Genomic DNA, 16,527 nt, shown 5'->3' with positions numbered 1-16,527 from the left:
ACAAAAATGTTGCGGTGGCGTTCCAAAGCGCGCTCGCCATTGCGGCGTTGCTAGAGTTCGAATTCCCGCAAATCCTGCCCTGGCTCAGGCAGCGGCGGATATACGATAGGCCGGTCGCCGAAATAGCGTTTTACGATCCGTGTGCGCCGTTCAAATTCGTCTTCCTCCTTGTCGATCTCGCCGGGGTAGCTGAAATGCGCATGAAATGTGCCGTCACGGATCACATGTTCCATCTCAGCCCAACGCTTATCCGGATCCGCGGCCTCCCAGAGATCCAACAAGGCTTCCGTCAGTCTTGAGCTCAAGACCCACCGATATATGACATTTGTTCCGCCATCTTTGAATATGTCCGAGCTTACCATCCCAGGCTCAACTTCGACATACAGCAGAGTGTTTTCAATTGGATATTTGGTGTCATCGTTTAGAATTTCGCCGATGAGGCTTAGAAGTTGGCTGATCCTATCGTTTGGCATTCAGCTTCTCCTGTCTCTCATTCGGAAAGGTGCGTCGCCTTACTTCGCCGTTAATCGCATATGATACGACAATCTGGGCGGGGCGCTTGGACTGCCCTTCGTAGAAGACCATGATCCGAACATCGACTTTCTTCCCAGCCCCTGCGGCTTTATCCCATTGGTCTTCCAGCGCACGATATGCGCCGCGATTGAAATTGGCATCCTGCGCGAAGTGATTGAAAGCTTCGGCCGGGCCATTGAAGCGTGGCGCGATGAAATGGCCTCCGTCTTCGTTCGGTCGGCGATCCGGCAGTCCCGCCCGTCTCTGCATGGTGCGGGACCGCGCGTTCGGTGCGCTTCGGCTTATCGTCCCCTGTATGTCCTTGGTTCGCCCGTATGCATCAACGTCAAAATGATATCCGTTGCGGCTGTACGCCGCAGCGCCGGCCGATCGCTGTGCACCACCGACACGCTGGCCGATGAATTGATCGGCTTTCTGGGCGAAGCGGCATGAGAAATCCTCTGCGGTTTGCGCCGCTTCGGCGGAGGCTCGCCCCATGTTCCGCTAGCGCCCCCGCCGCCGAAACTGCCGCCGCCACCGCCTGTGAAACCGCCACCGCCCCACGATCCGTCGTGCTGCCCGGTTCCGCTATGGGTGAACCTGCCGTCTCGTGGATCGTGCCAGTGGTTATACTTTACCTGTGGACGGGGCCGCCGGGCTGCACAACCAGCCTCCGGCCCGTACGCAACCAGAGCGAAAAAGCTCGCCGCTCATCATCCGTGGAAAGAGACATCGCCGCACCTCGAATCAGGACGGCGAGGACATCTGGCCAGAATTATCCAACAAGTCCAGAAAAATGTTCTCTACATGTTCCGTTTCCTCGACATATGCGCGAAAGGACCTTCGCTGCCGACCGGCGAGCTTCGACCACGATCCCCCCTGAAGGCGAGTGTCCGCTTTTCAGCAGTGGACGTCATTCCCGTGAAGGCGGGAATCCATGGAGGCGGTGGACTTGTGGGTGGGCGGCCGCGATCACTCGCTGTCCATGGATTCCCGCTTTCGCGGGAATGACGGGGCATAGGGTGGTTGGTGGGCGTGCGGTCCGGCCTGTCATGCGTCGGTCGGAAGCAGGCGGCGGGGGGCGCGGCGGAATCTTAAGTTTCGATCAAGAATTAAGATCGAATCGATACCATGATCCGGGCTTAACTTGAAGCCGCAAAGATTTCTTTACCATATTCTCCGCCCATGAAACTATTCGCCCACGGTAAAAGTGGGAGAGGCGGCATGCGAATCATTCGGATGATATTTGCAGCGATCATTTTGCTGGGCGGTGCGGCGGCGGCTCATGCGGACAGCGTGAAGATGACGTTCACCGGCACCTATCAGCCATCCTATACCGGCTCTGTCCCGCCGGCGCTGCAGCCCTTCACGATTACGGTCGTGCTGCCCATCGATACCTACAATGTCTACGGGGGCGGCATCGCCACCGGCTATCCTGCCGAGAACATGACGATCGACAGTCCGTTTCTGCCGGACGCCTCGAGCCCCTGGGCCGCCGGCTTCGCGAACGGGCCGGTCTACGCATCCGCGGGGATCAGTCACTCGGTCTTCGGTCACGGCTTCATCAGCTCGGATTTCATGATCTATCAGTCGATCCACATCGACGATCCCAATACCGGGCTGACCTACAATTACCTGATGGTGATCGACATGTGCTGCGATTCGGCGGTTCCGGATCCGCTCATGCCGGTGACGCCGGATCTGCTGGTCGCTTATCTGAACCGCGAGGTGGGCCGGAGGACCGATCAGCTGCTCGCATCCTGGTCGGTGAGGGACCGCGACCAGAATCTGATCGCCGGAGAATCGGCCGGCGATTTCGCGACGCTGACCGCGGTGGAGCGTCTGGTCGCCGCGCCGGTGCCCGAGCCGGCTTCGTGGGCCCTGTTCATCGGCGGCTTCGGGATGATCGGGATGGCGATGCGGCGTCATCGCCGGACAGGGTTCAGCCGCGCCTGAGCCCTCCTGCGGGCAGAGCCGTGGTTCGGTTTTATCTCCGTCTGCACCGAGCCTGTCGAAGCCTGTCCTGAGCGCCTGCCTTGGCGGGCAGTCGAAGGGTGCCGTTCTTCTTTTCTCTGTGTCTTCAGAGAGAAGGACGGTGCTTCGACAAGCCCAGCACAAACGGGATTGTGACTTTGGCCAATTTCGTACCTCTCCTGGGAGGGGACGAGAGATGGCTCACATGGCCAGTGCGTCGGCGATCAGTTTGCGGCTGTTTTCGAGGCCGTAGAGCGCGATGAAGCTGCCCATGCGGGGCCCCTGGCTGGAGCCCAGCAGGGTTTCGTAGAGCGCCTTGAACCAGTCGCGCAGCGCTTCCTTGCCGAAGTGGGCCTTGCCGACCTCATAGACCTCGTTCTGGAAGGCTTCGGCGTCGCCATCGGGCAGGGCGGCCAGGCGCGCGTCGAGATCGCGCAGGGCGGCGGCCTCCTGCTCGGTCGGCGCGCGGCGGGCGAGGCCGGCGGCGACGACGTCGCGATGATAGGCGATCGCGAACGGAATGAGCGCCGCCAGCGAGGGCGAGCTTTCCGGCGTCGCTTCGGGCGCATAGCGGCTGAGATAGGACCAGACCTGATCCGGCGTCGCCTCCGCGCCCAGCACGCCCACCAGATTGAGCAGCAGGCCGAAGCTGACGGCGGGCGCGGCGAGCGGCGGCGGGCCATCATGGATGTGGCGCACCGGATTGCTCAATTGCTGGTCGATCGTCTGGCCGGCGAAATCGGTGGCCGACTTCCAGTAATCGTCGATCGCGCGCGGGATCACGCCCATGTGGAGTTGCTTGGCGCGCTTGGGCTCGCGATAGGCGAAGTAAGCGAGGCTCTCCTGCGGGCCATAGGTCAGCCATTGCTCCAGGCTGAGGCCGTTGCCCTTGGACTTCGAGATCTTCTCGCCATGCTCGTCGAGGAACATCTCGTAATTGAAGCCTTCCGGGGGCTTCGCGCCGAGGACGCGCGCGATCTTCGACGATTGCTGGACCGAATCGATCAGATCCTTGCCCGCCATCTCATAATCGACGCCCAGCGCGACCCAGCGCATCGCCCAGTCCACCTTCCACTGCAGCTTGGCGCCGCCGGACAGGATCGACTGCTCGATCATGTCGCCCTCATCCTCGAAGCGGACGAGGCCGGCCTCGGCATCGACGACCGTGACGGGCACCTGCAGCACGATGCCGCTCTTGGGGCTGATCGGCAAAACGGGCGAATAGGTCGCCTGACGCTCCTTGCGGAGGGTGGGCAGCATCACGCCCATGATCGCGTCATAATGGCGCAGGATGCTCTTCAGCGCTTCGTCGAACCGGCCGCCGCGATACATGTCCGTGGAGGACAGGAATTCATATTCGAAACCGAAGCGATCGAGGAAGTCGCGCAGCATCGCATTGTTGTGATGCGCGAAGCTTTCGTGCGTGCCGAACGGATCCGGGATCTGCGTGAGCGGCTTGCCGAGATTGGCGGCCAGCATCTCCTTGCTCGGCACATTGTCCGGCACCTTGCGCAGGCCGTCCATGTCGTCCGAGAAGGCGATCAGGCGCGTGGGCACGTCGGACAATTGCTGGAAGGCGCGGCGCACCATCGTGGTCCGCAGCACCTCGTTGAACGTGCCGATATGCGGGAGGCCCGAGGGGCCATAGCCCGTCTCGAACAGCACTTCGCCCTTGGCGGGCCTCTGCGGATAACGGGCGAGGAGCTTGCGCGCCTCCTCATAGGGCCAGGCCTTCGAGGCGAGAGCAGCCTCGCGCAGTGCGGGATCGGTGGTGGACATGGGAGCGCCTGTAGCGGCGGGGGGGCGCAGGGGGAAGGTTGGTTGCGGGTGTTGGCTCTGGAGGCGGAGCCGGCAGATCGGGCGTTGCCGCGCTCTAGTTGCCGGGAGCTGCTGGTCATCAATCCGATCCGCTTCGGACGGAGCAGCGCGAAGACGCTTTGACTTGTAGGAAAATGTTCCTCAAATGTTCTCGCCTTCGCGATTCGGAGGTGTCGAATGCAGGGCTCGGGGAACATCGGCAGCGGGCGTTTTCCGTCTGGATACGAACAGGACGGCGGGTGCGATCTCCCGACGAGATCGGGCGCAAGTTCAATCCCTGGCACGATCCGGACGACGGCAGGTTTACGTTCGTCGGTGCGGGGGTTCGGTCTGGTGCGAGCGGTGGTGGGACGGCGGAACCCTCCGGGGGCCGTGCGCCCAAAATACAGTATGACGAAGATTTCACCATGGCCCCTCTCGCGAGCATGGCTGAGGTGGATGTTTGGAAGGCGAGAGAACTCGCGAAAAACGGCCATAAGCCGGGATATGCCGAAGCGATCGAAGCACAATATCGGCGCTACCAGCAGGCCTTCGCGTTCCAGCCCGGCAATACGCTGAATCGCGTCGCGACCGGCGTAGCTGACCTGGGTCGCGGTGCTGGTACCGCCGTTTATGATACAGGGATGGAGGCGGTTGCCGGTCTCTATTCGGCGGCGACCACCAACCCAGCCACCACCGTCGGGAACGTCGAGCGCGGCATTGCCGAAAAGATCGACAACGCGATCTCGGCCGAGGACACGCCGGCATCAGTTCAAATCAGCCGGGTTGCGGACGCGATCGCCAACGCGTCCGCTTATGACATCGGCTATGCGATCGGCGCGGCGGGAAGCGCGGCCGGCTTGGCGCTCGCTCCGGAGGCCTTGGCGGCCAGACTTGCTGCAGCGGGCCGTCGGGGCACGGCGGTCGAGCGCGTGGCGACTGCCGAGCAAACCGGACCAAAAGTCATATGGGTAGATGAGAGCAACGGTCTCAAGGATCTGCCCAAGGACTATAATGACTCTGCGACGGGAGCGCGCTCCAACGTGGTGACCCGACGCGGGCAAGCGCCCGCTCTCGAACGAACGATGCCGGACGGCACCACCCGGCTGGTGAAGTTCGATGGCATTGAAGGCAATGCCATGACCGACCGAAAATGGTCGATCTATATGACATCGAAAGCCAAGGATCAGGCATTGCGACAAGCCGACGTGCTAAAGCAGCACGGACTGATCGGCATATGGGAGGTTCCGACTGCGGTGCAGCAGAGGCGAGCAGTAAGGCTGCTGAGAGGCCTCAACATCCACAATATCAAGGTTAGGATCGTCAAGCCATGGTAAGCAATGATGTGGCCATAGCTATCGCGAATATGGCGATATTTTTTGAGTTTTGTTCGGACGACACTCTGGATCCCGATACGGCGATACAGGTCATGGAGCAGCTCAGCGGCGATCTGCAGGCATTGGATGAGAATTCACGGCGGGAGCTTGCTGCCAGTTTCCTAGCGATTTCGTCTCGGTACGAAGGTGAAGTGCGCGCGTTCGTGGAGGATATGCCCCACGCCTTCGGGATAGAAGAGAGCTAGGTCGCTGATCGGTGAGTGTTGGACATTGCCGTCGGCTCGGCCTCTCCGGAGGAGGCGCTTGCCCCCGCCGATGTCCACGCTATGTTCGCCTGTGACGGGCCGCCGGTGCCCGCCGCGTCTTGCGGACATATGCCCATGAGCGAACAGGATGCGCCGATCTTGCTGCCCGCGCTGCGCCGCGCGGAGCAACGGCCGGAGCATATCCTCTATGTCGCGCGGGCGGGGTTCGGGGCTCTGCCGTCGGGCTCCGGCACGATCCTGATCTTCATGATGCCGCAGATTTTGTCGCTCGGCTTTCTGGTGTGGGCGATCTGGTGGCCCTATCCGGCCTCGATGCATGCTTATGTCCGCGCCATTCTCTGTTCGTTCGTGCTGGCGGGCGCGGTGGTGGCGGTGGCGACCCTGCTGATCCGGCGCAATCGCGGCTTCATCACCGCCGTGATCCGCGCGCCCTTCACCAGCATAACCGTGACGGACCGGCGGATGCTCTGGACCGTGCCGTGGGATAATCGGCCGCTGATGGAGATATCGCGGCGGCGGATGATGCGTGGCGTGCTGGGCGCGGTGGACGCCAAGGGGCGCGGCAATGCGGCCGTGCAACTGGTGGCGGGCGATCCGGCTGCCGACATCGATGGCCATATCCATTTCGACCGCCTGCCCGAAGTGGTGCGTTTCGTGAGCGCGGTCGGCAGCTGGTGAGTGGGATCGTGACGGCAGGGACGGACGCGCTGGCGGCGGCGGGGCTTCCCGCCATCCACGCGACGCACGGCGGCATCTGGCTGGCCGACGGGGAGGGCCATGTGCGCGCGGTGGGCCGGGGCGAGGCGCTGAGCTTCTGCGCGGGCACGCCGACCATCCTGCTCAACGCGCCGCTGGTCGCCGCGCGGCTGGGGCTCCCCGAGCTTTCGGGGCTCGACCTGCTGGAGCTGTTCGCGTTCGTCCACCCGGCGCGCTTCGCGGTGCCGACGCCGCCGGGGCTGGCGCGCGCTCTGGGGATCGAGCCGCCGGTGGACGAAGCGGGGGCGGCCGCTTTCTATCAGCGCGCGGCGGCGGCTTTGCTGGAGCGGATGGGCGACCCGCAATGGCCCGAGCGCGAAGGGGCGTGGACGGCGGCGCAGGCCTTGTGGCGCGGGCGCTGGCCGTGGGCGGCCCTGGTCGCGCCGCGCATCGCCAAGCCCGAGGGGGGCGAGCGCTGGCTGTTCTCGCGCCTGCCGCAGTGGGAGGAGACGGGCGCGCGGCCCGATCCGATGCCGATCCGGCTGGACGAGGCGGAGACGCAGGAACGGCTGGCCGAGCTGCTGGGCGACGGGGCCGAGCCGCGAGAAGGCCAGCGTGCCTATGCGGCGGCGGCGGCGCGCGCGTTCGATCCCAGGCTGGAGGCGGGGCGGCCGCGCCTCGTGCTGGCGGAGGCGGGCACCGGCATCGGCAAGACATTGGGCTATCTCGCGCCCGCCTCGCTCTGGGCGGAGCAGGCGGGCGGGGCGGTATGGGTGTCCACCTACACCAAGGCGCTGCAGCGCCAGCTGGCGGCGGAGGGCGTGCGGATCTTCCCGAACCCGGCCGAGCGGCGCGAGAAGATCGTCGTCCGCAAGGGGCGGGAGAATTATCTCTGCCTGCTCAATCTGGAGGATGCGCTGCAGGGCGGCTTTCAGGGGCGCGCGGCGATCCTCGCGCAGCTGGTGGCGCGCTGGGCGGCCTATAGCGCGGATGGCGACATGGTCGGCGGCGACCTGCCCGGCTGGCTGCCGAGCCTGTTCCGCCGCGCGGGCGCGACCGCACTGACCGACCGGCGCGGCGAATGCGTCTATGCCGGCTGCCCGCATTACCGGAAATGCTTCATCGAGCGCGCGGCCAAGGCCAGCGAAGGCGCGGATCTGGTGGTGGCCAATCACGCGCTCGTCATGCTGCTGGCGGCGCGGCAGGCCGAGGGCGGGACGCCGCTGGCGCGGATCGTGTTCGACGAGGGCCATCATCTGTTCGATGCGGCCGATTCCACCTTCGCCTCGGCGCTGACGGGACAGGAGGCGATCGAGCTGCGCCGCTGGATCGTGGGGCCGGAGAGCAAGGCGCGCGGGCGCCGGCGGGGTCTTTCGGCGCGGCTGCTGGATCTGGCCTCCTATGACGAGGAGGGCGGCCGCGCGATCGAGCAGGCGGTGGCGGCGGCGCGCGAATTGCCCGCCGACGGCTGGCTGGGCCGGCTGGCGGAGGAATTGCCGCTGGGGCCGCTGGAGGTGCTGCTGGCCCGCGTCCGCGCGACCGTGCTGGCGCGGGCCAGCGCGGCCGATGCGGGCTTCGGACTGGAGACGCATGCGGCCGAGCTGGACGCGCCGTTGATCGAGGCGGCCGAGCCCGCGATCGAGGCGCTGGAGGCGCTGGCGCGTCCGCTCGCGCGGCTGCGGCAACGGCTGATCGCCGTGATCGAGGATGCGCCCGACTGGCTGGACGCGGCGGCGCGCGCGCGGATCGAGGGCGCGCAGGGCGGGCTGCTGCGGCGCGGGCAGACGATCGCCGCGTGGATCGCGATGCTGACGCGGTTGGGCGGCTCGGCCGATCCCGATTTCGTCGACTGGCTGGCGGTGGATCGGGTGGAGGGACGCGAGTTCGATGTCGGCCTCCACCGCCACTGGCTGGACCCGACGCGGCCGCTGGCGGAGGCGGTGCTGAAGCCTGCGCACGGCCTGGTCGTCACCTCCGCCACGCTCACGGGCGGGGGCGACTGGTCGGTGGCGGAGGCGCGCAGCGGCGCGGTGCATCTGGATGCGCCGCAGACTGATTTCGCGGTGGCCAGCCCCTTCGATTATGCGAACCAGGCCGAGGTGCTGATCGTCACCGACGTGAAGAAGGGCGACATGCCCGCGCTGGCGGGCGCCTATGCGCGGCTGATCGAGGCGTCGGGCGGCGGCGCGCTGGGGCTGTTCACCGCGATCGGGCGGCTGAAGGCGGTGCATGCGCGCATCGCCGACCGGCTCGCCCGCGAAGGCCTGCCGCTCTACGCGCAGCATGTCGATCCGATCGATACGGGCACGCTGGTCGATATCTTCCGCGATGAGCCCCGCGCCTCGCTGCTGGGCACGGATGCGCTGCGCGACGGGGTGGACGTGCCGGGAGATTCGCTGCGGCTGGTGGTGCTGGAAGGCGTGCCGTGGCCGCGCCCTACCGTGCTGCACGGCGCGCGGCGCGCGGCCAATGGCGGCAGCGCGCATGACGACCGGATCGTGCGCGCGAAGCTGGCGCAGGGCTTCGGCCGGCTGATCCGCCGCGCGGACGATCGCGGCTGTTTCGTGCTGCTGTCGGCGGCGATGCCCTCGCGGCTTCTCTCCGCTTTTCCGCCAGGCGTGCCGATAAGGCGACTGCCGCTGGACGAGGCGGTCGCGCATGTCGCTTCGCGTCTTTCGCGGGCCGCGTCTTTGGGGCATCAGGGCCGCGCCAAGGAGGCTGTCGCGGGATCTGATGAAGACGCTCACTCTGCTGCGCCACGCCAAGGCGGGGGATGATCTGCTGGCCACACGCGATATCGATCGCCGGCTGAACCCCAAGGGACGCCGCGCGGCGCGTGCCGTCGGCCGCCATCTGCGCGAGACGGACACGCGCTTCGATGCGGTGATCGCCTCTCCCGCGACACGCGTGGCGGAGACGCTGGAGGAGGCGACGGCGGGCTATGGCCGCGCGCTGGATCCGGCGTGGGACCGGCGTATCTATCTCGCCTCGGCCGAGGAATTGATGGAGGTGATCCGCGAGCAGCCGGAGCCGGTCGATCGGCTGCTGCTGGTGGGGCATAATCCGGGGCTGGAGGATCTGGTGCTGCAGCTGCTGCGCGCGGACGACGGCAAGCGCGGCGAGGTGATGGTGAAATATCCCACCGGTACGCTGGCCGAGATAAAGCTGGCGATCGACGACTGGGCGGCGCTCGCGCCCGAGACGGGGGAGCTGCTGCGCTTCGTGCGGCCGCGCGATCTGGATCCTGAATTCGGCCCCGATTTCGCATGAGCGCGACGTTGCGGCGTGCGGGTGACGCCGATGCGGAGCGGCTGGCATTGCTGGGCGCGGCGACCTTCCTCACCGCCTTCGCGCACGATCATCCGGGCGATGCCCTGGTCGCGCATGTGGCGCGCTATCATTCGGTCGACTGGTATCGCGCGACGCTGGCGGACCCGGCCTGCGCGGTCTGGATCGTCGAGACGGAGCTGGGCGCGCCGCTGGCTTATGCGGTGATGACGCCGCCCGACCTCAATCACCCGACCGACGCGAGCGATTGGGAGCTGAAGCGTATCTATGTGCTGGCCGGCTGGCAGAAGGACGGCTGGGGCGCGCAGCTGCTGCGCGCGGTGGAGGCCGAGGCGAAGGCGCGCGGGGCGGCGCGGCTGCTGCTGTGCGTCTATACCGCCAACGATCGGGCGCAGCGTTTCTATGCGCGGGAGGGTTTTGCCGATACGGGATCGATGCAGAGCTTCTTCGTCGGCGACGTGCCGTTCGAGGATATGATCTGGGTCAAGGCGCTGTGATTGAGGTTCAGCGAAGCTGAATCTGGGCGGCATCAGCCCGCTCACGCCAACAAGGAATAATTATGCAGGATGATGAGGACGCGTTCGTCTATGACGAGGCGAGCGGCGAGTGGATCAGCGCGGCCGAGGCGGCCGCCAAGGCTCCCGGTGACGCGATCGAGGTGCGCGATGCGGTCGGCAACGTGCTGGCCGACGGCGATCAGGTGACCCTGATCAAGGATCTGGTGGTGAAGGGCGCGGGGCAGACGCTGAAGCGCGGCACGCTGATCAAGTCGATCCGCCTGACCGGCGACGCGCAGGAGATCGACTGCAAATATGAGGGCATCAAGGGCCTCGTCCTGCGCGCGGAGTTCGTGCGGAAACGGTGAGGGCCGCGCCTTCCGACAAATGTCATGCTGAACTCGTTTCAGCATCCATCACCCAACCCTTCGGCTTGGAGCAACGGTCGGGTGATGGACCCTGAAACGAGTTCAGGGTGACGATGTCATCAAGTTGGGCATCATCCCGAGAATTGCACCAGATCCCACAGATTGCCGTAGAGATCGGCGAAGACCGCGACCGTACCATAAGGCTGGACGGCCGGCGGACGGACCCAGCGCACGCCCGCATCCGTGAAGGCCGCATGATCGCGCGCGAAATCGTCGGTGGCGAGGAACAGGAAGACGCGGCCGCCTGACTGGTTGCCGATGAAGGCGGCCTGCTCCGGCGTGGCGGCGCGGGCGAGCAGGATCGTGGTGGCGTCCGCTCCGGCGCCGGGCGGGCGGATCGTCATCCAGCGTTTGGCCTGTTCGGGCTGGGGCACATCCTCCACCAGGGAGAAGCCGAGCCGGCCGACATAGAAAGCCAGCGCCTCGTCATACTCGCGGACGAGGAGGGCGACGTGGGCGAGGCGGGGCATGGCATCTCCGGGGCGGGCGGCGCTTGACGGGGGCGGTCGGCTCTCGCACCAGCGGACGAAAGCCGGGCCACGACAGCGGAGACGAGCATGACCGAGACGGCGCCGGGCGTGAAGCTGCACGAAAGCTGGCGCGCGCCTTTGGCCGACGAATTCGCCAGCCCCTATATGGCGGCGCTGCGCCAGTTTCTGGTGGCGGAGAAAGCGGCGGGCAAGCACATCTACCCCAAGGGCGGCGAATGGTTTCGCGCGCTGGACCTGACGCCGCTCGACACGGTGCGCGTCGTGATCCTGGGGCAAGACCCCTATCATGGCGAGGGGCAGGCGCATGGCCTGTGCTTCTCGGTCCGCCCCGGCGTCCGCCCGCCGCCCAGCCTCGTCAACATCTACAAGGAACTGCACTCGGACCTCGGCATCGCGCGACCGGGGCATGGCTTCCTCGAACATTGGGCCGAACAGGGCGTGCTGCTGCTGAACAGCGTGCTGACGGTGCAGATGGGGCTGGCCGCCAGCCACAAGGACAAGGGCTGGGAGCGCTTTACCGACGCGGTGATCCGGCTCGTGGCGGCGAAGGAGGAGCCGGTCGTGTTCCTGCTGTGGGGTTCCTACGCGCAGAAGAAGGCGGCGTTCATCCCGAGCGTGGAGAAAGGCGGCCGGCATCTGGTGCTGAAGGCGGCGCATCCCTCGCCCCTCTCCGCGCATAACGGCTTTCTGGGGTGCCGGCATTTCTCCAAGGCCAATGCTTTTCTGGAGGCGCGCGGGATGAAGCCGATCGACTGGGCGTTGCCGGCGATCGGGTAGGGGCGTCCCGATGCTCCTGCGGAAGCGGGAGCGCGGGGCTTCGAATGCGGCGGCTAGGCCCCGGGGCTCCTGCTTGGCAGGAGTACGGAGCATAACGCCCGCGCCCTCTCAATGCCTCGGTGGCGGGAGACGTGGCGTCTGCGCGGGCGGCAGCGCCTTGCCGGCGCGCTTGGCGCGGACGATCGGGGGGATGGCGAGCAGGATCGCCGCCACCAGCCCGCCCACCGCGAACAGGCCGAGCGGGGTGGCCCGCGCCTCCGCCTCCATCACGAACCGATCGCCGACGCGCAGCGTGGCGCGCGCGGTCTGCGGGGTGGAGAGGGCGTTGGGAGGATCGGTGGGCATGGTCCGGGGGTGATGAGCAGGATTTGAGAGACACTGAACCCTTCTTCCGCTCATCCTGGGGAGCCGCTGAGCGAAGCCGAAGCGGTGTCTCGAAGGATAAGCCTCACAGTTGAGGCATGTCCTTCGAGACGGGCCCTCGACAGGCTCGATCCCTCCTCAGGATGAGCGGGGTGAGGCGTGCGCCCCCGCGCTTACCCCTTCAGGAAGCTCGCCGCGGCGCTGCCGAACTTGCCGAGCAGGCCTTCGCCGCCGCCATGTTCCTGCAGCAGACTGGCGAACTGGGCGAGCGACCCCTCGCCGCCGATATGGCCGATAATCTCCTGCAGCTTGGCGACCGGAAGCCCGGTCTGCTCCGCCGCCAGCGCAGCCGTGTCGCCGGGCTCGACATGGGCGAGGCCGAGCGCGTGGACGGCCTGCTCCACCTGATCGGGCTCCAGCCCGATCTTCGCCGCGAGATTCTGGATATCCACATTTTCGGCCACCTGGCCGAGCAACCCATCAAGCAATCCCATGGCCCGAGTCCCTTTGTAGAAGAGGCGCAAGACTAGCATGCCGGGAGGGGCAGGCGAAGGCCGTAGGGTGGCGCGCCAGGCCCGTCACCACACGGTGATGACGGGCTCGAAACTTCCCCCCTTTTCCGAGTGAAACGCACGGAATTGGATGGAGGCGGGAATGAAGCTTTTGCCGTGATAGCTCATGTGCACCGTCATCTGGTTGACCGAGCCTTCGTCCAGCATCCGACCGATCGTGCCGATCAGGCGCGCGCGGATTTCCACCACGAAGGGGGGAACATAAGTGCGGTTTTCGGGCCGGTCCTCGCCGCCAAATTCGGCGGGGAAGAGCAGGATCGGCACCAGCTCGCCCTTGGCCACCAGGGCTTCGGCATCGGCTCGCGACCGGACGGCGGAGAAATCAGGTTTCACCGCATCGGCTCCGGACGGGGCAGCCGCCACACCGATCGCACACACGAGCATGATGGCGGTGCGCATGAACCATTCCCCTGCCATATGCGGATCGTCTGATCATTTCGCTCGGCCCCACGCTGCCGAACTTCGCTCGGCGGGACTATCTCGAATTGGACCTTCTCGATCGGATCGTCGAAATCGGCAGTGCCCCATGCCTCACCCGCGGCGTGATCGCACGAGAGACTAATCGCTGCGCTCCTGGAGTCTTCCGAATAGAGAAATCGGATTAATCGATTCATGACAAACTAAAGTCAGGATTTATACGCTATCCAAAAAAATCATAAATGTCCTTTTGTGCGTATTTTTGAAGCGCCCATTTGTTCGCAGTTTTTGGTAAGAATTTGTGCACTACAAAATATGGCTCAATGCCACCCTGTGCTACGACTCTCATATCAAGAAGGTGTTCTGAGCTGAGATTTATGCCCAAGGTGGTATCGGCTATATTTACAGGTATTCCAGAAACAGGGACATCAAGTTCAAGGGCGGCCATGGCGCTGCCTGAAAGAACAAACGTGAATCCATCAGTGGTGAATTTTTTTGTGACTAATACCCAATGCCTGTCCCATGAGTCTGGATTGTCAGTCACATAAGTGCGTAATGATTTTCCCAGTGAAGGGAGGTCAAAAGAAATAGACCTAAGTCTAAAAGACTCCATGGCTAATGCATGTTTTCGAGAAAAATCTAGTCGAACAACCGTGCTTCCGCCTTTGCAGTCGCGGTGAGGCTAACGCTACCGGAGCTTCGATAAAAACGATCTATCTCAAATTGAGTATTGGGGCTTATGCTGCCGATTCCAAGTTGGGAAAGGCTTGTTTCCCAATCAAAATCGACCCTACGCCCCCTATAATATCCGATGTCGCCGAGATTTATTTGAGATGTAAGATCAGTGTTGAGAAATTGTTCAAGCTCATTCTTGATCTCGCGAGCTGCGCGCGTCAAGCTCCCCATACGAATCCCCCGAATCCATGAAGCTTGGAGCAATGTAAGCCAATATTATAATCAAAGAAAGCGAGGTTCACTCCGTGTCTGGAAGGTAAAGCTCGCTGCCCGTCTCGCGGAACACCTTGCTCATCTCCGCCATGCCGGCTTCGGCCTCGGCTTCCTCCAGCTTCGGGCTGGCCGCGAGGAAGTCGCTCGCCTCGCTATTCTGCTTGGCCGCGAAGTCGCGCACTTCCTGCGTGATCTTCATGCTGCAGAATTTGGGGCCGCACATGCTGCAGAAATGGGCGGACTTGGCGCCCTCCGCCGGCAGCGTCTGGTCGTGATATTGCTCCGCCGTGTCGGGATCGAGCGACAAATGGAACTGATCGCGCCAGCGGAACTCGAACCTCGCGCGTGACAGGGCATCGTCGCGCAGCTTGGCGGCGGGGTGGCCCTTCGCCAGATCGGCGGCGTGGGCGGCGAGCTTGTAGGTGACGACGCCGACCTTCACGTCGTCGCGATCCGGCAGGCCGAGATGCTCCTTGGGCGTGACGTAGCAGAGCATCGCCGTGCCGAACCAGCCGATCATCGCGGCGCCGATTCCGCTCGTGATATGGTCGTAGCCCGGAGCGATATCGGTGGTGAGCGGCCCGAGCGTGTAGAAGGGGGCCTCGCCGCACGCCTCCAGCTGCTTGTCCATATTGGCCTTGATCTTGTGCATCGGCACATGGCCGGGGCCTTCGATCATCACCTGCACGTCCTGCTCCCAGGCGCGCTTCGTGAGTTCGCCCAGCGTGGCGAGTTCGCTGAACTGGGCTTCGTCATTGGCGTCCGCGATCGAGCCGGGGCGCAGGCCATCACCGAGGCTGTAGGCCACGTCATAGGCCTTCATGATCTCGGTGATTTCGTCGAAGCGCTCGTAGAGGAAGCTCTCCTTGTGGTGCGCGAGGCACCATTTGGCCATGATCGAGCCGCCGCGCGAGACGATGCCGGTCACGCGCTTCGCCGTCATCGGGATATAGGGCAGGCGCACGCCCGCATGGATCGTGAAATAGTCGACGCCCTGCTCGGCCTGCTCGATGAGGGTGTCGCGAAAGATCTCCCACGTCAGATCCTCGGCGATGCCACCCACCTTCTCCAGCGCCTGATAGATGGGCACGGTGCCGATCGGCACGGGCGAGTTGCGGAGGATCCATTCGCGCGTGTCGTGGATGTTGCGGCCGGTGGAGAGGTCCATCACCGTGTCCGCGCCCCAGCGGATCGACCAGACCATCTTGTCGACCTCTGCCGCGACGTCGGAGGCGACGGCCGAGTTGCCGATATTGGCGTTGATCTTCACCAGGAAATTGCGGCCGATCGCCATCGGCTCCGATTCCGGGTGGTTGATATTGTTCGGGATGATCGCGCGGCCGCGGGCGACCTCGTCGCGCACGAATTCGGGCGTGACGTAATCGGGGATGGAGGCGCCCCAATCCTGCCCGTCGCGGACCAGCTTTTCCTTGAGCGCGGCGCGGCCGACATTCTCGCGGATGGCGACATAGTCCATCTCGGCCGTGATGATGCCCTTGCGGGCGTAATGCATCTGGCTGACGTTCGCCCCGGCCTTGGCGCGGAGCACGGTCTTGCGGACGTGCGGGAAGGGCTGGACGCCGCCGGAGCGATCGGGGCCCTTGAGGCCGTTATCCTCGGGCTTCACCTCGCGCTGGGCGACCTCCTCGACATCGCCGCGCGCGCGGATCCAGTCGCGGCGCAGTTCGGGCAGGCCGGCCATGATGTCGATGCGGGCATTCGGATCGGTATAGGGGCCGGACGGGTCATAGACGCGGATCGGCGGCTCGTTGGCGCTGGGCTCCAGCGCGATCTCGCGCATGGCCACCCTGATGCCGCCGGGCCCTTCGACATGGATCTTCTTCGAGCCGCGAATGGGGCCGGTAGTTACGGCAAGCTCGGTGCGCGCGGGAATATCGGCCATCGTCGACGTCTCCTTCTTGTCAGAAGGAGATCCGCTTCGGCACCCGCGCCTGTCTCCCGGACAGGCTCTTCGTACCGTCGCGCCCTCCCTCCGCCGGTGTCAACCGGATCAGGTTCAACGGGTCGCGCGGAAATGCCGCGCCTCTCAGCCGCCCATCATGCGGCCCCCCGGGGATGGCGCATCGTAGCGGGCTATGAAGGAGGCGGGAACACCTAATCTTTGGTCTTCCGCGATAGCGGAAGGCTTCTGCTTTTTCCTGC

The 16,527-nt window shown here is 64.8% G+C and carries 18 protein-coding genes and 1 riboswitch; of the genes, 9 read left to right on the top strand and 9 right to left on the bottom strand.

All coding sequences use genetic code 11. The annotated features are described in order from the left end of the window. Nucleotides 1–50: 50 nt before the first annotated feature. Nucleotides 51–473, bottom strand: coding sequence for a hypothetical protein (locus HL653_RS03210; protein ID WP_171743236.1), 423 nt, complete (start codon nt 471–473; stop codon nt 51–53). Next, nucleotides 460–1,011, bottom strand: a complete 552-nt coding sequence (locus tag HL653_RS03205) for a DNA/RNA non-specific endonuclease (RefSeq protein WP_171743235.1) — start codon at nt 1,009–1,011, stop codon at nt 460–462. Before HL653_RS03205 ends, HL653_RS03210 begins: the two co-directional genes overlap by 14 nt. Before the next feature lie 726 nt (nt 1,012–1,737). Here HL653_RS03205 and HL653_RS03200 point away from each other — a divergent pair. After that, complete coding sequence (locus HL653_RS03200; protein ID WP_253717485.1) at nt 1,738–2,469, top strand: PEPxxWA-CTERM sorting domain-containing protein; 732 nt, start codon at nt 1,738–1,740, stop codon at nt 2,467–2,469. A 219-nt stretch (nt 2,470–2,688) separates the two neighbouring features. Here HL653_RS03200 and HL653_RS03195 read toward each other — a convergent pair whose 3' ends face one another. Beyond that, complete coding sequence (locus HL653_RS03195) at nt 2,689–4,266, bottom strand: lysine--tRNA ligase (RefSeq protein WP_171743234.1); 1,578 nt, start codon at nt 4,264–4,266, stop codon at nt 2,689–2,691. 446 nt (nt 4,267–4,712) lie between these two features. Here HL653_RS03195 and HL653_RS03190 point away from each other — a divergent pair, with 446 nt between their 5' ends. The 7 genes from HL653_RS03190 (at nt 4,713) to HL653_RS03160 (ending at nt 10,736) form a co-directional block, all read left to right on the top strand. Further along, a complete protein-coding gene (locus tag HL653_RS03190) occupies nt 4,713–5,621 on the top strand; it encodes a hypothetical protein (protein WP_171743233.1) in 909 nt (302 codons plus the stop codon). Then, on the top strand, nt 5,615–5,866 hold the full coding sequence (locus tag HL653_RS03185; protein ID WP_171743232.1) for a hypothetical protein: 252 nt from the start codon (nt 5,615–5,617) through the stop codon (nt 5,864–5,866). The genes HL653_RS03190 and HL653_RS03185 overlap by 7 nt, the downstream gene beginning before the upstream one ends. Nucleotides 5,867–6,001: 135 nt before the next feature. Next, nucleotides 6,002–6,565 (top strand): hypothetical protein, encoded by a 564-nt coding sequence (locus tag HL653_RS03180; RefSeq protein WP_253717483.1) that lies wholly within the window; start codon nt 6,002–6,004, stop codon nt 6,563–6,565. An 8-nt stretch (nt 6,566–6,573) separates the two neighbouring features. After that, on the top strand, nt 6,574–9,360 hold the full coding sequence (locus tag HL653_RS03175; RefSeq protein WP_253717481.1) for an ATP-dependent DNA helicase: 2,787 nt from the start codon (nt 6,574–6,576) through the stop codon (nt 9,358–9,360). Beyond that, nucleotides 9,317–9,853, top strand: a complete 537-nt coding sequence (locus HL653_RS03170) for a histidine phosphatase family protein (RefSeq protein ID WP_171743231.1) — start codon at nt 9,317–9,319, stop codon at nt 9,851–9,853. The genes HL653_RS03175 and HL653_RS03170 overlap by 44 nt, the downstream gene beginning before the upstream one ends. Then, the gene (locus HL653_RS03165; RefSeq protein ID WP_171743230.1) at nt 9,850–10,368 is read left to right on the top strand and encodes a GNAT family N-acetyltransferase; all 519 of its coding nucleotides are present in this window, start codon (nt 9,850–9,852) and stop codon (nt 10,366–10,368) included. The genes HL653_RS03170 and HL653_RS03165 overlap by 4 nt, the downstream gene beginning before the upstream one ends. Before the next feature lie 62 nt (nt 10,369–10,430). After that, on the top strand, nt 10,431–10,736 hold the full coding sequence (locus tag HL653_RS03160; RefSeq protein ID WP_171743229.1) for an alkylphosphonate utilization protein: 306 nt from the start codon (nt 10,431–10,433) through the stop codon (nt 10,734–10,736). 131 nt (nt 10,737–10,867) lie between these two features. Here the strand turns inward: HL653_RS03160 and HL653_RS03155 are convergent, their stop codons facing one another. Then, nucleotides 10,868–11,266 (bottom strand): VOC family protein, encoded by a 399-nt coding sequence (locus tag HL653_RS03155; RefSeq protein WP_171743228.1) that lies wholly within the window; start codon nt 11,264–11,266, stop codon nt 10,868–10,870. An 87-nt stretch (nt 11,267–11,353) separates the two neighbouring features. Between HL653_RS03155 and ung the strand changes: the two genes are divergently transcribed. Then, the gene (gene ung / locus HL653_RS03150; protein WP_171743227.1) at nt 11,354–12,064 is read left to right on the top strand and encodes a uracil-DNA glycosylase; all 711 of its coding nucleotides are present in this window, start codon (nt 11,354–11,356) and stop codon (nt 12,062–12,064) included. Nucleotides 12,065–12,172: 108 nt separating this feature from the next. On the opposite strand, the gene HL653_RS03145 is transcribed toward ung, so the two are convergent. The 5 genes from HL653_RS03145 to thiC form a co-directional block, all read right to left on the bottom strand. Then, complete coding sequence (locus tag HL653_RS03145) at nt 12,173–12,409, bottom strand: hypothetical protein (RefSeq protein WP_171742657.1); 237 nt, start codon at nt 12,407–12,409, stop codon at nt 12,173–12,175. A 191-nt stretch (nt 12,410–12,600) separates the two neighbouring features. Then, nucleotides 12,601–12,921 carry a hypothetical protein gene (locus HL653_RS03140; RefSeq protein ID WP_171743226.1) on the bottom strand — a complete coding sequence of 107 codons (321 nt, stop codon included), beginning with the start codon at nt 12,919–12,921 and terminating at the stop codon, nt 12,601–12,603. Between the two features lie 84 nt (nt 12,922–13,005). After that, on the bottom strand, nt 13,006–13,398 hold the full coding sequence (locus tag HL653_RS03135; RefSeq protein ID WP_171743225.1) for a hypothetical protein: 393 nt from the start codon (nt 13,396–13,398) through the stop codon (nt 13,006–13,008). A gap of 241 nt (nt 13,399–13,639) precedes the next feature. After that, nucleotides 13,640–14,029 (bottom strand): hypothetical protein, encoded by a 390-nt coding sequence (locus tag HL653_RS03130; protein ID WP_171743224.1) that lies wholly within the window; start codon nt 14,027–14,029, stop codon nt 13,640–13,642. 360 nt (nt 14,030–14,389) lie between these two features. Further along, complete coding sequence (thiC, locus tag HL653_RS03125) at nt 14,390–16,267, bottom strand: phosphomethylpyrimidine synthase ThiC (RefSeq protein ID WP_171743223.1); 1,878 nt, start codon at nt 16,265–16,267, stop codon at nt 14,390–14,392. A 68-nt stretch (nt 16,268–16,335) separates the two neighbouring features. Continuing rightward, nucleotides 16,336–16,447: riboswitch (TPP riboswitch) on the bottom strand. Nucleotides 16,448–16,527 lie beyond the last annotated feature (80 nt).

Origin of the sequence: Sphingomonas sp. AP4-R1, assembly GCF_013113735.1 — a bacterium.
Classification (GTDB): domain Bacteria; phylum Pseudomonadota; class Alphaproteobacteria; order Sphingomonadales; family Sphingomonadaceae; genus Sphingomonas_I.
This window is presented reverse-complemented; position numbering and strand designations above follow the sequence as displayed.

What these genes read in the sequence shown, in the direction of transcription:
- HL653_RS03200 (WP_253717485.1), top strand. Translation starts at nt 1,738, where the DNA reads ATGCGAATCATTCGGATGATATTTGCAGCGATCATTTTGCTGGGCGGT.
- HL653_RS03210 (WP_171743236.1), bottom strand. Translation starts at nt 473, where the DNA reads ATGCCAAACGATAGGATCAGCCAACTTCTAAGCCTCATCGGCGAAATT.
- HL653_RS03140 (WP_171743226.1), bottom strand. Translation starts at nt 12,921, where the DNA reads ATGGGATTGCTTGATGGGTTGCTCGGCCAGGTGGCCGAAAATGTGGAT.
- HL653_RS03205 (WP_171743235.1), bottom strand. Translation starts at nt 1,011, where the DNA reads ATGGGGCGAGCCTCCGCCGAAGCGGCGCAAACCGCAGAGGATTTCTCA.
- HL653_RS03180 (WP_253717483.1), top strand. Translation starts at nt 6,002, where the DNA reads ATGAGCGAACAGGATGCGCCGATCTTGCTGCCCGCGCTGCGCCGCGCG.
- HL653_RS03135 (WP_171743225.1), bottom strand. Translation starts at nt 13,398, where the DNA reads ATGCGCACCGCCATCATGCTCGTGTGTGCGATCGGTGTGGCGGCTGCC.
- thiC (WP_171743223.1), bottom strand. Translation starts at nt 16,267, where the DNA reads ATGGCCGATATTCCCGCGCGCACCGAGCTTGCCGTAACTACCGGCCCC.
- HL653_RS03170 (WP_171743231.1), top strand. Translation starts at nt 9,317, where the DNA reads ATGAAGACGCTCACTCTGCTGCGCCACGCCAAGGCGGGGGATGATCTG.
- HL653_RS03195 (WP_171743234.1), bottom strand. Translation starts at nt 4,266, where the DNA reads ATGTCCACCACCGATCCCGCACTGCGCGAGGCTGCTCTCGCCTCGAAG.
- HL653_RS03155 (WP_171743228.1), bottom strand. Translation starts at nt 11,266, where the DNA reads ATGCCCCGCCTCGCCCACGTCGCCCTCCTCGTCCGCGAGTATGACGAG.
- HL653_RS03145 (WP_171742657.1), bottom strand. Translation starts at nt 12,409, where the DNA reads ATGCCCACCGATCCTCCCAACGCCCTCTCCACCCCGCAGACCGCGCGC.
- HL653_RS03185 (WP_171743232.1), top strand. Translation starts at nt 5,615, where the DNA reads ATGGTAAGCAATGATGTGGCCATAGCTATCGCGAATATGGCGATATTT.
- HL653_RS03160 (WP_171743229.1), top strand. Translation starts at nt 10,431, where the DNA reads ATGCAGGATGATGAGGACGCGTTCGTCTATGACGAGGCGAGCGGCGAG.
- HL653_RS03165 (WP_171743230.1), top strand. Translation starts at nt 9,850, where the DNA reads ATGAGCGCGACGTTGCGGCGTGCGGGTGACGCCGATGCGGAGCGGCTG.
- HL653_RS03130 (WP_171743224.1), bottom strand. Translation starts at nt 14,029, where the DNA reads ATGGAGTCTTTTAGACTTAGGTCTATTTCTTTTGACCTCCCTTCACTG.
- ung (WP_171743227.1), top strand. Translation starts at nt 11,354, where the DNA reads ATGACCGAGACGGCGCCGGGCGTGAAGCTGCACGAAAGCTGGCGCGCG.
- HL653_RS03190 (WP_171743233.1), top strand. Translation starts at nt 4,713, where the DNA reads ATGGCCCCTCTCGCGAGCATGGCTGAGGTGGATGTTTGGAAGGCGAGA.